Source organism: Clostridium sp., from assembly GCF_021443865.1.
In the GTDB taxonomy this organism is placed as follows: domain Bacteria; phylum Bacillota; class Clostridia; order Clostridiales; family Clostridiaceae; genus Clostridium.
This window is the reverse complement of record NZ_JABUTB010000005.1, coordinates 1-12621: the sequence shown is the minus strand read 5'-3', so window position 1 is coordinate 12621 and position 12621 is coordinate 1. Positions and strand designations below refer to the sequence as shown.

The following is a 12621-nucleotide window of genomic DNA, read 5'->3' as shown; positions in this document are numbered from 1 at the left end:
ATAACAATATCATATATAATAAGGAGCTGTCGCGACAGCCCCTTATTAATTATTTATTTCATTTCTTTAATAATATCAAACAATTCTATTGCTGCTTCTCTTGGACCATCTTTTTCTTTTCCTTCTAAAGCTAAACAAGTTTTAATTTGTCCAACTTTAACAGTTCCCTTAAACATAGAATCAAAATATCTTTCTATTAAAATATTAGTTTCTTCTTGCTTTTGTGCTGGTCCAAATGGATTTGCAAAGAAACTTTCAACTAATCCCTTTTCTGATGTAGTTCCTTTAGCCATTCTAGCTCCTGATTTAAATACCTTTATTGCATCTTCTGGAGTCTTAAAGTATTCAATTGAGTTATCCCTATCCTTAACTTCTGTATAGTTATTTGCATATAGGAATAAATCTACTTCATAACCTTTAACAATTTCTTTGTATGGTGCAACTGGCATTACCAATCTTGCATTAATTTTATCTGGATTCATAAATATACTTCTATCTATTTCTTTAAAAGCATAGCCTTGATCTAAGTCATCTAATCTTACAAAGGCACCTATTTCTGTTCCATAACCATAAATTTTTCCGTCTACTTCCTTAAATGTTCCCATATCATCAAATATAATTGTCATATTACTAATATAGTCTTCACTTAATGTTCTAAATGCTTCTAAGCTTTCTGATTTACCTGCTCCACTATCACCCATAATAACTACATTAGCTGTTTTACCATCCTTAAGCTCAATATTAACCATCGCTCCATGTATTGGTAAATATCCTCTCTTAATCATAACTAAATTATGAAGTGTTAATGTCATCTTCTTCATATATCCAAAGTAATCTATTTCTTCTGAATGATTTACATATCCAACCATAATATTATTTTCTTTATCATCATAGAATACAGTTTTCTTTTTACCGCTATTATCAGTAGCACCAAATACATAAACTAAATCTGGTTTTTTACCTCTATATTCTTCTAATCTTGCCATTTCAAATAAATTACATAAAGTTATTCCATGTTGCATGTAATCTCTATGGAAATAAATAAATGCAATTAATTCTCCTACTTTAGCTGGATAACAGAACCAATGATCCTTATTTATGAAAAGATCCCCTAATGGATTTTCATTTACCTCTGCAAACATTCCACTTCTTGTATTTTTCTTAGGATATGTTATAAAAGGAGTTTCTAATAATATACAGTCAATAAACTCAACATCTTCTAATGCTTCATATCCTTTTGGTAATGGCCATAATACCTTATTTACCATAATAGAAGAATTTCCAGCAACAGGAATTTGTCTAAATACATTTGGCTTATAACCTAATATATTTTTCTCAATTTTTCTGTATAATTTTAATATTAAATTAGATAAAGATGAGTTTGCTTGTGTAAAGCTAACTGCTGATAATCCATCTTGTAATTTGTTACTGTGTATAATAGTATATCTTTCTAATGTTCTCCAGAATAAATATAAATCTTCAATTAAAGCTATAAACTTATCTTTATCTGAAAATAAATCTTTATATTTAGGATTTGCATCTACTATTTCTTCAACATTCATAACTGTAAAATACTTAAATATTTTTATTAAATTAGATGCTATTAAATCTATATCTTCTGTTTTTAAATTCTCTTTTAAATATCTCCAACTTAATGTAACTTTCTTCTTTGATTTTTTCAAATAAACCTCTATGGTTTTATAAAACCCTTGACTTTCAACCAATTCTTCAAATGTACTACAATATTTTGCAGTAAAATTAATTATTACTTTATCATTACTTATAGAAAACTCTTTACGCATGATTTGCCCCCTTTTGAAATATACTTCTTTGCAAAATTTCATTTTCCTGTTGTTTTTTTATATTATAACACATAATATGCAAGTTTTAAAAGAATGTTTTTCATTTTTTATAAAATTTATGACTTTTTTATATTTATGCATAAAGAAAACGTAATTAATAATTTTTATGAAAAAATTTTTTTATAATTTATCAATTTGGCGAAAATTTTATTATTTATTTACATAATAATTTATACATATCCAAAATTAAATTTTATTTAATAAATTATAATCCATAATTATTTGTTAAACTATAAACTTTACTGATAATTTATGCAAATTTAAAGGAGCTGCATACTAACAGCTCCTTATAATATTTAACTAAGATTTTTTAATACTACTTCTCTAACCTTTTCCATTAATTGTTTTTCTTCTTCTCTAGTTAATTTATCTGTATATATAGGTTCTCCAAAAGTTACAGTAATATCTATAGGTTTAAATTTGCCATCTATTTCATAAGCTCTATATGCACCATTAATTGAAACTGGTACAACAGGTGCTTTCGCCATAGTTGCAAGTTTTAAACTCCCCTTCTTAAACTCTCTAAGCTTTCCATCTTTACTTCTTGTACCTTCAGGAAATATTGCCATACTATATCCTTTTTTAATATTCTCTGCACCTTCACGTATAACTTTAATTGCCTCTCTTGCATTTTCTCTATCTAAAGGAACACAATTATAATTTTTCATCCAATATCCTAATACTGGTGCTTTAACCATTTCCTTTTTCGCTACAAAGCCCATACATTTTCCAACTGAATCAATTAATAATGGTATATCTAAGATACTTGTATGATTTCCTATATAGCAGCATGGTTCATCAGGTATATTTTCTTTACCAATAACAGTAACATTCATATTTAATGCCTTATGTATTGTATACCTTGCCCACTCTTCACCTACTTTGCCACTATAGTCAATGGCAGCCTTTTCTCCCTTAGTTTTTTCTATATACCAACGTTTAATAGCTTTACATTGCATAAATATCATATAAAATCCATATGCTATAATTTTATAAAACTTCATAAAATCCACTCCTATATCATAATTTGTCTTATTATATTATAAATGTTAAATTTTCTTTCTTCAATTATATTTTTATTATGTCATGTCTATAATAAAAAATATATAATAAATGCCTTTTATATAATTTTATTTTTATAAGGGAGATTAAATGATTAAAAAATATAAATTACTAAAAAAAGCTCAGAATATACTTCTATTATTTTTATTAATACTTTCAATCTTTTTATTAAGGGAATTAATCTATAAGAAAAATAGTTATATTAATCCTAATGAGATTAAAATCCATTATATTGATGTTGGTCAAGGAGATGCTATCTTAGTACAAGTCAATAATAAGAATTTACTTATAGATTCAGGTCCAAGAAGTGAAAAAAAGAAATTAACTGATTATTTGGACTCCATATATATTTCCCAATTTGATTATGTAATTGCTACCCATCCCCATGAAGATCATATTGGAAATATGAGCTATATTATTTCTAATTATAATATACTTAATTTTTATTCTCCTAAAATCGAAAGTAATACTACTACCTTTGAAAATATGGCAGAAGCTTTATCTAGAAAAAATATTAAAATTAAAATATTAAAAGCTAACAATAAGACTTTAAATCTCGGTGAAAATACTTTAGTTGAAGTTTTCTCACCTAGTTTAGATAGTTACGATAACTTAAATAATTACTCACCTATTATTAAAATATATTATGGTAATACCTCTTTTATATTTACAGGGGATGCTGAAGAAAATGTTGAATCTGAAGTTAGTAATAAATCCTTCAACTTAAAAAGTGATGTATTAAAACTTGGTCATCATGGTTCTTCTACTTCAACTAGCAAAAACTTTTTAGAGAAGGTGAAGCCTAAAATAACCATAATTTCGGTGGGGAAAGATAACAATTATGGACATCCCACTAAAGAAACTTTAGATAAAATTAAAAACACAACAGTTTATAGAACTGATATTAATGGAAGTATAATTATTACTTCTGATGGAAAAACACTAAAATCTTCTTTTAAATGATAGATGCTCCTAAAGGTTTAGGAGCATCTATCATTTAAGAAGACAATTCTTAAACTAATATATAAATTTATATTTATTCTCCTACCGCATCTTCTTGGCTAATTAAATTTTTATCTTCATTGATCTCATTCATGTCTATAACTTCACCATTAACAGTATCTAAGAATTCCTCTTTTAGTTCTTTTTCTTTAATTTGCTTATCATTAGTTTCAATTTTTTCTTCCTTATTATTCACGTAAGATTTCCAAAGCATATATATATTATATAGATTAGTTACGTCTTGTTCATTGTATAAAAGAATTGTTTCTATTTTTTCCTTAGGCATCCTTAATATATAGTCTTTATCTTTTAATACTTTATTAAAGGTTTTAGCAAGGTTTGATCCACTTATAACTTCCCCTTCTCTATGGATATTAAAATCTTTTTCTAAATTCTTAAGGCCTATAGAATGTTTCATTTCTTTTTCATATTCTCTTTGGATATCTATATCTTCAAATTCCTTAGAAAAATTAAGTTCTATTCCATATTTTTTAAACAAATAATTAATTACTGTATAATCATTGTTTCCAGAAAAGGTGACAATAGCCTTTTTCCCTTTATTTTTCATCTTTAAAAAGTATTTTTTAGCTAATTCTAATATTTGTATTGATTCATATTTATTTTCTATCATATATTGTGTTACATATAGTTTACCATTTTCAAATATACAAGCTCCAAAGACTCCTATGCATTTTGGCTTTTTATATACATAATGTTCTAAGTCAAAAAAAATAAGCTCTTCTGGATTCCTACTTATATCAGCTGTTTTAAGCATAAATTCTCTGTTTATAGAGTCTACCTCTATTATATTCTCTCTAATAATCACATTACCACTCTTTCTTCCTTATCATTATCACCTTTTAATTCCTTAATTTATCTTATAACATTATACCACCTTTTATAAGAATATAGAATAAATTTCTAAGGCACTTTACCCATATAACAGATATTATATAATTACAACTCTTTATATTACATAATATTATATAATTTATATTATGTTCATAGAATTAAAAGTTACGTTAGTAAAATAATATTAGCTATAATTATTTAATTGACTGTTATTTAACATTTTGTTATTATTAGGCTATGATAATGATTTTCACTATTAAAATAATACAATAAATATTCAAATTAATAAACTAAATATTTATTTATAGTATCTCATCTCAAATTTAATAATATAAGAAGAAGGTGTTCTCTTGGAAATAATAATTACTTTAGCAATTGTTTCTTTAGCAGCGTATATATTATTTAAAACTTTTCGTAACTCTTCTAAAGGTAGCTGTAGCTGTAAAAGTTGTTCTGATCATTGTCCAATGTATGAAGATAAATCCAATATACTAAAGTTAGAAAAAACACAAAAAAATGCATAGCTATTGCCATGCATTTTTTATTTTACATTTTATCTACTACTTCAATTCCAATTAAAGCTAATGAATTCTTAATAACTTGACATGTAGCTTTTACTAAATTAACTCTTGCTTCTTTTAAGCTTTCATCTTCTAAATTTAATACTGAATGTGCATTATAGAATTTATTAAATAGCTTTGCAACTTCTATAGCATATCTTGTAATTATAGAAGGCTCTAATTTTTCTGTTGCCAAATGAATTTGCTTTCCAAAGCTTTCTAAGGATTTTATTAATTCAAATTCTTCCTTAGTATTTAGCTTAGAATAATCTGCAACACCTTTTAATTCTCCTGCTCTTGCTAATATACTATTTGCTCTAGCATAAGAATATTGCACATAAGGACCTGTTTCTCCTTCAAATGAAAGCATTTCTTTCCAATCAAATACAATATCCTTTTCTCTTGAATTCTTTAGATAAGTAAATACTATTGCTCCAACACCTATTTTCTTTGCAACTTCTTCTTTATTATCTAAATCAGGATTCTTTTCATTTATAACTTCTAAAGTCTTATCTACAGATTCCTTTATTAAGTCATCTAATAATATAACTTCACCTTTTCTTGTGGAAAGCTTTCTATCTGCAAATTTAACTAATCCAAAGCCTACATGAACACAATCTTTAGCCCATTCATGGCCTGCAAGTTCAAGAACTTTAAATACTTGTTTAAAGTGTAAAGCTTGAGGTGTTCCAACTACATATATACTCTTATCAAAGTTATAAGTTTTCTTTCTATACATAGCAGCTGCTAAGTCTCTTGTTGCATATATTGAAGCTCCATCACCTTTAAGTACTATGCATGGTGGCATATTATACTCATCTAGCATAACAACTTGAGCTCCATTACTTTCAACTAAAAGATTTTTTTCTTTTAATTCATCAACTACTGCATCCATTTTATCATTATAAAAGGCTTCTCCAGCATATGAATCAAATTTAACATCAAATATATTATATATTCTTTCAAATTCTTTTAAACTTAAATCTCTAAATCTCTTCCATAAAGCTTCTACTTCTTTATCTCCTTGTTCTAAGGCTTTAAAGTAAGCTCTTCCTTCATCTTCTAATTCAGGATTTTTTTCTGCTTCATCATGGAATTTAACATATATTCTTAAAAGCTCATCTATAGCATTCTTTTCTAGTGCTTCTTCATTTCCCCATCTCTTATATGCAGAAATAAGCTTTCCAAATTGAGTTCCCCAATCACCTAAGTGATTAATTCCCTCTACAGTATAGCCTTCCTTCTTAAATAACTTATAAAGTGAATTACCTATTGCTGTAGTAAATAAGTGTCCAACATGGAAGGGCTTAGCTATGTTAGGTGATGAATATTCTACGCATATAGTTTTTCCATTTCCTATATCACTTGATCCGTAATTGTCAGCTTCAGATAAAACTTTCTTAATAGTGTTTTCACTAAACTCACCTTTATCAACGAAGAAATTAATGTATGGTCCTATATTAATTACTTTTTCAAAACCCTCACCATCAATTTTTTCTTTTAATTCTTCTGAAATCATATTTGGAGCTTTTCTAAAAGCTTTTGCTAATTGAAAACATGGAAATGCATAATCACCCATTTCACTTTTAGGTGGTATTTCTATTAATTTCTCAATACTTTCAACATCCATGTCCACATGCTTACTTATGACTTCAGCAACCTTCTTCTTATAATCCATTTGTATCCTCCTTACAGTTTTTAAGCAAATTATAATTTTTCAAATATAATAAATGAAAAGCTAAAGTGCCTTTATGATTTAAAATATATTATCTATTATTATTTCCCAGAAAATAAAAAAACGTCTCTTAAATAAATAAGAGACGAATAAATCCGCGGTACCACTCTGATTGCAATAAATGCCACTCAATGCTTTAACGCAGCAAACGAACTATCCTACTTAATTTCAGTAGCTATCTCCAAGGCTCTCTTCCTATAATTCTATCTTATAAGGCTTACACCATCCCTTACTCGCTAAAAAGAATCAAATATAGTACTCTTCTTTTCATAGATTTTAATATATTCTTATATAATATCAACATTATACATAAATGAAAGATTTATTGTCAATATAAAATGAAAAAGCTTCTCTATACTTTATAAATATAAAGAGCTGTAAAAATACAGCTCTCTTTTAAAAGAATATTCCTAGAACTACTCTAGCAATCATTGCAAACAATTTATATATTAGTGTAACAGGATAAGTTAAAATATAGCTTCCCAACAAAACAATAATCATAAGTATTGGTATTTGATAATCGTACATTTTAATTCCATACTTATAAAAGTTCTTAGGACTAAGTTCTCTAAATAAATCAAATCCTGCAAGACCTGGTATAGGTAATAAATTAAATATGAATAAACTTATATTAACAGTACAAATACTCTTTAACATCATTCCTATAATATAAAAAGTAGAACTTGATACTATACCGTATGCCAAGTTACCCCAAATTTGAAATATAAACATTCCTATAAATGACACTATTAAATTAGCTAATGGTCCTGCTATTGTTACCTTTATTTCATCCTTATAACCTCTTTTAAAAGCGCTTGGATTAATTTCCACTGGTTTAGTCCATCCAAATCCTGCTATTAAAATCATTACAAATCCAATTAAATCTATATGTGCTAATGGATTTAAAGTTAGCCTTCCATTAAACTTAGGTGTTTTATCTCCTAGCTTATCAGCAACTTTAGCTCTTGCATATCCTTGTACAACAAAAGCAATTAGTATTGCAGGAATTGTTATTATCTTCATTAATATCTGACTTTGCATTCTAGTCCTCCCTATTAGTTTTTTTAATTATATAAATATATTTAACAAAAGTGGAATGTACATACATATCATTCCACTTTCATAATTTATTACCAGAAATATTAAGGATTTGGTTTAACTGTTGTATCAGCAGATGATTGTGGTTTTGATTCCTGTGTTGGTGTTGTGTTTTGCCCTGGTGATGGTTGTATTGGTGCTGGTGTTTCTGCTGATGGTGGCATTGTATTATTACCTGGTGTTGATCCTGATTCTGTTCCAGTTGTTCCAGTTCCAGGTGAAGTTGTTCCTGGTGTTTCTGGTGTTTCTGATTCCTCAGTTTCTGTTCCTGGTACTGGTGTCTCTGGTGTTACTGGTTTCTCCGGTTCTGTTTTTGGTGGTGTTGGAGTTTTTTGTTCTTCTTTATTCCTATCATCATAATCTTCTGGTTTTATATTATATAAAGAATTATATCTAGCTTCTTTAGAATCATAAGCTGCTGCTGCGTTCATTACTGAAACCAAATCAAATTCATCTGGATTTGGTAACTTATTATTAAATATAAAATCATGCATTATCTGTGAACTTTGTTCAAGATCAATAAGTAAGGACCAGCCTCTATCTTTATAATAGCCATCTCTTGCAATAAGTTCTGCCTGTGGTATTTGTAATTGCTCAAAATCTAAAGAAGGTAATTTATATATTGTATACGCTAAATTTAAAGCTTCTGGTATATCCATATTAGTTTTTACTTGTTTTGATAATGTATCAGCTATAGATATATATTTTAAAGGATTTACTTCCTTTAATTTAGTAGCAATTTGGAATAAAACTTTACTTTGTCTTTCTCCTCTTTCAAAACCACCATTTCCTACATATCTTATTCTTGCATAAGAAAGAGCTTGTTGGCCATTTAAAGTTTGCACACCTGTTTCTGTTATTGGTGGAGAATTTACTCCAGTAGATTCACCTATATATTTATTAACTTCATCTATTTCATAATCTTTTATATCTGCTTCAATTCCACCAATTTCATCTATGATTTCTTCAAATCCCCAGAAATTAACTATTACATATTTATCTAAATGAATATTGAAGTTTTCTTGTATGGTGTCCATAAGTAAATCTGCTCCGCCTTCAAAGCCTCTTAGCTTTCCATCATCATTTACTTCTGAAGATCCGTAAAAAAAGGCTGCGTTTATTTTGTCTTCCCCATACTCTGGAATATCTACTACAGTATCTCTTATTATAGATGTCAACTTAATTTTTTTATTGTTATTATCTAAAGTAGCAATAATTATAGAATCAGCTCTAGCTGCTTCATCTTCAGTTCTACCGTCAGTACCTATTAATAAAACATTTGTAATGCCTTCAACTTCTTCATAATTAACCTTTTTCTCTTCATTAGCCTTAGTTGTAGGTTTTATAAGAACTCTATTTCTTATTTGATTGTAATATACTAATGCTCCTACTATTAATATAGCTAGTACCCCTAAAGTAGAAAACAATATAATTTTCTTCTTACGTTTTTTATTTCTTTTCTTAGCTTTTATTTTTTTTAATGATTCATTTTCACTCATTTATAATCCTCCCTTTACTTTCCTATTATATACTTAACATCATACAATCCTCAATAGCATCTTTTTTATTATACAAAAATTAAAATAAATTTTCATTACAAAAGAATAACAATATGGTATCTTTTTATATCTACCTTATTATATTAACCAATTTTTAAAATTTCTAGCTAAGTTATGTTTAATTTATCTCATTGCTGTCAATAATTTAAGCAAGGAGTGATAAACATGAATAATATGGATAATAATTCTTCAAAAGAAAATTTAAATAAAAAACAAAAGTCTGCTATTTTAGTTACTATAGTTACATTATTAGCTATTGCTTTTTGTGCAAGCTATTTTATTACTGATTATTTAACTAAATCTAATAATTCAGAATCGCAAAATGAAAATGTATTTTCAAATAATGAATATTTAAATGATGATATTTTCATAACTTTAAAAACTAAAGATACAGTAGATATGGTAGATAACTTTCTTAATATAAAGAAAAAATTAAACTTGAAAGAAAAGTTAACAGAAGAAGAATTCTCAAAAGAACTATCTAAAGACGGATATAAACTTATAGAAAAGGATGAAAAAAAGCTTACATATAGTCGCGATAAAGAAGTAAAAAGTGATAAATTTGAAGCTAATAAATATTACTTAGGTGAAGATAATGGATATATTTCTATATTTAAAACTGATAAAGATGGAAATATTATTGAATCTGAAAAAAAAGTGTACACAGATTCTAAACCAATTAGCCATCTTCCAGAAAAGGATCAAAACTATATAAAAGAGCATAAATTTTCTTTTGAATCAAAAGATGAAGCTCTACAAAAACTTAGTGAAATGATATCATAAATTATTGTTATAATAAAATGCACCTCAAATGTTAGAGAATATATCTAACATTTTGAAGTGCATTTTTTTATAATTTTTCTAGCATTTTAACAGTTATATCTATAGCTTCCTTAACTTGCTCTTCTGGGCTTATTGTAGCTTTATTATCACCTTCTTGCTCACCATAACTTCCAAATTGAGCGTGATTTCCACCTCTAATCTCAAATAGAGAACTATTTTTAGATAAATTAGCATTTTTTATTTTTTCTAAATCAGCCACACCATCTTCACTACCATATATACTCACTACTTCTATATTCTTATCTATAAGTTCATCTCCACTAGGATAAGAAGCATATAATGCTAATCCCTTTATATTATCATTCTCACCTGCAAATTTACTAGCCATTACTCCACCTAAGGAATGCCCACCAATAGCCCAAATATCAATATCACTATATTTTTCCATAACCCCTTCTGCTTTATTTGGAGAAAATATTGCTAAGTCTAATGGCATTGGTACTATAACAACTAAATAGCCTTCATCAGCTATTCCTTTTGCTAGTAAAGAATAAGCCTCTTCATTAACCTTTCCACCTGGATAAAATATGAAACCTTTATTTATCTCTTTATTCTTAGGTATAAAAGTTATAAACTCATCTTCATTTATATCTACTGTATCTTCAGACTCTAATACTGAAATAGCTTCAGGAGTGGGTTCATAATTATTATTTGCCCATAACATAAAAGATAATGTTCCTATTACTAAAATACTTAAAATAATTATTATACTTTTTAAAGCTTTATTTTTTTTCATTGTTAACTCCTTTATATTTATTTAGACATATCTATTGTAATAACTTTTTAATTTAATGTGTAGGCTTTATATATAAATTAATTATAAAACTTATTAGCAATTTTAGAATTAAATAGATAAAATAAATTTACAATTAAAATATTATTACGAATTTTCACATTTTCAGACAAACTTTATATTAATATAGTATGTATTTTTTAATTTCTATTAAATATTCATAAAAAAAATAAATTTTTGACAGAAAGTTTATTTTTTTATTTACATATTCACTTTAAGCTATTAATATATATTTATTGCCCTAAAAAATTTATTCAATTTGGAGGTTTGTTTTATGAATATTAGTATTATTGATATGCCTTTATTCTATGGATGTGATAATCCTGGTGTAGAAAAAGGGCCAAAAATTTTAAGAGAGAACAACCTTCTAGATATCTTTAATAAAAGCCATGAAGTCTGTGATATGGGCGAAGTTCATGTAAAAAATGTTTCTTCAAATGATAAATACGCAGCAAACGCAAAAATGAAGTATTTAGATGAAGTTGTAAGATCAAATATTGGACTAGCTGATAAAGTTTATGATTCCCTAAAAAATTCTTATCTTCCACTAACAATTGGTGGAGATCATGCATTAGCAATTGGAAGCCTTGCAGGCTCAAGTAAATTTTTCAAGGAAGATCTTGCAGTTGTTTGGGTGGATGCTCATGGTGATATAAATACACCAGAAACTTCCCCATCAGGAAACATTCACGGAATGCCTTTAGCAAGCTCTATGGGAATTGGTTATGAAGAATTAACAAATCTTTATTTCCATGGACAAAAGGTTAAACCTGAAAATGTATTTTTATTAGGTTGTAGAGACTTAGATTTAGGTGAACTTGAATTAATTAAAGAAAACAATCTAAATGTATGGACCATGAAAGATATTAAAGCAAAGGGCATAAAAACAGTATTAAAAGAATTGTTAGAAGCTTTAAATAAAAATAATGTTAAAAATATACACTTTAGTTTCGATATTGATAGCTTAGATCCAGCATATGTACCTGGTACGGGAACTCCAGTAGAGGATGGTTTATCCTTCTCTGAAGGTAAAGAAGTAATAGAAACTATAATAAACACTTCTTTAGTTAGATCTATGGATTTCGTAGAATTTAATCCTGTACTAGACAATAATAAAAGAACTTTAGAAACTTGTCTTGAACTATTAAAAGTTGTTTCTAAAGCCTTTGAAGGAAAGTAATATATAATAATATAAAATTGGAGGCTGCATAAACAGTCTCTTTTTGATTTCTTAAATTTTTATGTTATTATATTA

Annotated in this window: 11 protein-coding genes and 1 other annotated feature; of the genes, 4 read left to right on the top strand and 7 right to left on the bottom strand. The window is 27.1% G+C overall.

The genetic code is table 11. The features are described 5' to 3' along the window. Positions 1-53: 53 nt before the first annotated feature. Together HUJ77_RS01940 and HUJ77_RS01935 are read right to left on the bottom strand one after the other, a co-directional pair. The gene (locus HUJ77_RS01940; protein ID WP_291706885.1) at positions 54-1802 is read right to left on the bottom strand and encodes a phosphoenolpyruvate carboxykinase; all 1749 of its coding nucleotides are present in this window, start codon (positions 1800-1802) and stop codon (positions 54-56) included. Between the two features lie 356 nt (positions 1803-2158). Continuing rightward, positions 2159-2866 carry a lysophospholipid acyltransferase family protein gene (locus HUJ77_RS01935; RefSeq protein ID WP_291706884.1) on the bottom strand — a complete coding sequence of 236 codons (708 nt, stop codon included), beginning with the start codon at positions 2864-2866 and terminating at the stop codon, positions 2159-2161. Between the two features lie 148 nt (positions 2867-3014). Here HUJ77_RS01935 and HUJ77_RS01930 point away from each other — a divergent pair, with 148 nt between their 5' ends. Further along, positions 3015-3887 carry a ComEC/Rec2 family competence protein gene (locus HUJ77_RS01930; RefSeq protein WP_291706883.1) on the top strand — a complete coding sequence of 291 codons (873 nt, stop codon included), beginning with the start codon at positions 3015-3017 and terminating at the stop codon, positions 3885-3887. Positions 3888-3960: 73 nt separating this feature from the next. Here the strand turns inward: HUJ77_RS01930 and HUJ77_RS01925 are convergent, their stop codons facing one another. Further along, entirely contained in the window at positions 3961-4752 is a 792-nt protein-coding gene (locus HUJ77_RS01925) for a ribonuclease H-like domain-containing protein (RefSeq protein WP_291706882.1), read from the bottom strand. 376 nt (positions 4753-5128) lie between these two features. Here HUJ77_RS01925 and HUJ77_RS01920 point away from each other — a divergent pair, with 376 nt between their 5' ends. Continuing rightward, positions 5129-5302 carry a FeoB-associated Cys-rich membrane protein gene (locus tag HUJ77_RS01920; RefSeq protein WP_291706881.1) on the top strand — a complete coding sequence of 58 codons (174 nt, stop codon included), beginning with the start codon at positions 5129-5131 and terminating at the stop codon, positions 5300-5302. Positions 5303-5324: 22 nt separating this feature from the next. Here HUJ77_RS01920 and argS read toward each other — a convergent pair whose 3' ends face one another. From argS to HUJ77_RS01905, 3 genes are all read right to left on the bottom strand, one after another. After that, positions 5325-7016: an arginine--tRNA ligase gene (gene argS, locus HUJ77_RS01915; RefSeq protein WP_291706880.1), complete on the bottom strand. Its 1692-nt coding sequence runs from the start codon at positions 7014-7016 to the stop codon at positions 5325-5327. Between the two features lie 135 nt (positions 7017-7151). Further along, positions 7152-7353: a binding site (T-box leader), on the bottom strand. 116 nt (positions 7354-7469) lie between these two features. Then, positions 7470-8114: a site-2 protease family protein gene (locus HUJ77_RS01910; RefSeq protein ID WP_291706879.1), complete on the bottom strand. Its 645-nt coding sequence runs from the start codon at positions 8112-8114 to the stop codon at positions 7470-7472. Between the two features lie 101 nt (positions 8115-8215). Further along, complete coding sequence (locus HUJ77_RS01905; RefSeq protein WP_291706878.1) at positions 8216-9670, bottom strand: LCP family protein; 1455 nt, start codon at positions 9668-9670, stop codon at positions 8216-8218. Positions 9671-9895: 225 nt separating this feature from the next. On the opposite strand from HUJ77_RS01905, the gene HUJ77_RS01900 reads away from it, so the two are divergent. Beyond that, positions 9896-10513 carry a hypothetical protein gene (locus tag HUJ77_RS01900; RefSeq protein ID WP_291706877.1) on the top strand — a complete coding sequence of 206 codons (618 nt, stop codon included), beginning with the start codon at positions 9896-9898 and terminating at the stop codon, positions 10511-10513. A gap of 67 nt (positions 10514-10580) precedes the next feature. Here HUJ77_RS01900 and HUJ77_RS01895 read toward each other — a convergent pair whose 3' ends face one another. Next, entirely contained in the window at positions 10581-11309 is a 729-nt protein-coding gene (locus HUJ77_RS01895) for an alpha/beta hydrolase (protein WP_291706876.1), read from the bottom strand. 331 nt (positions 11310-11640) lie between these two features. Between HUJ77_RS01895 and rocF the strand changes: the two genes are divergently transcribed. Further along, on the top strand, positions 11641-12546 hold the full coding sequence (gene rocF, locus HUJ77_RS01890) for an arginase (RefSeq protein WP_291706875.1): 906 nt from the start codon (positions 11641-11643) through the stop codon (positions 12544-12546). Positions 12547-12621: the final 75 nt, after the last annotated feature.

What these genes read in the sequence shown, in the direction of transcription:
- HUJ77_RS01940 (WP_291706885.1), bottom strand. Translation starts at nt 1,802, where the DNA reads ATGCGTAAAGAGTTTTCTATAAGTAATGATAAAGTAATAATTAATTTT.
- HUJ77_RS01935 (WP_291706884.1), bottom strand. Translation starts at nt 2,866, where the DNA reads ATGAAGTTTTATAAAATTATAGCATATGGATTTTATATGATATTTATG.
- HUJ77_RS01930 (WP_291706883.1), top strand. Translation starts at nt 3,015, where the DNA reads ATGATTAAAAAATATAAATTACTAAAAAAAGCTCAGAATATACTTCTA.
- argS (WP_291706880.1), bottom strand. Translation starts at nt 7,016, where the DNA reads ATGGATTATAAGAAGAAGGTTGCTGAAGTCATAAGTAAGCATGTGGAC.
- HUJ77_RS01910 (WP_291706879.1), bottom strand. Translation starts at nt 8,114, where the DNA reads ATGCAAAGTCAGATATTAATGAAGATAATAACAATTCCTGCAATACTA.
- HUJ77_RS01905 (WP_291706878.1), bottom strand. Translation starts at nt 9,670, where the DNA reads ATGAGTGAAAATGAATCATTAAAAAAAATAAAAGCTAAGAAAAGAAAT.
- HUJ77_RS01900 (WP_291706877.1), top strand. Translation starts at nt 9,896, where the DNA reads ATGAATAATATGGATAATAATTCTTCAAAAGAAAATTTAAATAAAAAA.
- HUJ77_RS01895 (WP_291706876.1), bottom strand. Translation starts at nt 11,309, where the DNA reads ATGAAAAAAAATAAAGCTTTAAAAAGTATAATAATTATTTTAAGTATT.
- rocF (WP_291706875.1), top strand. Translation starts at nt 11,641, where the DNA reads ATGAATATTAGTATTATTGATATGCCTTTATTCTATGGATGTGATAAT.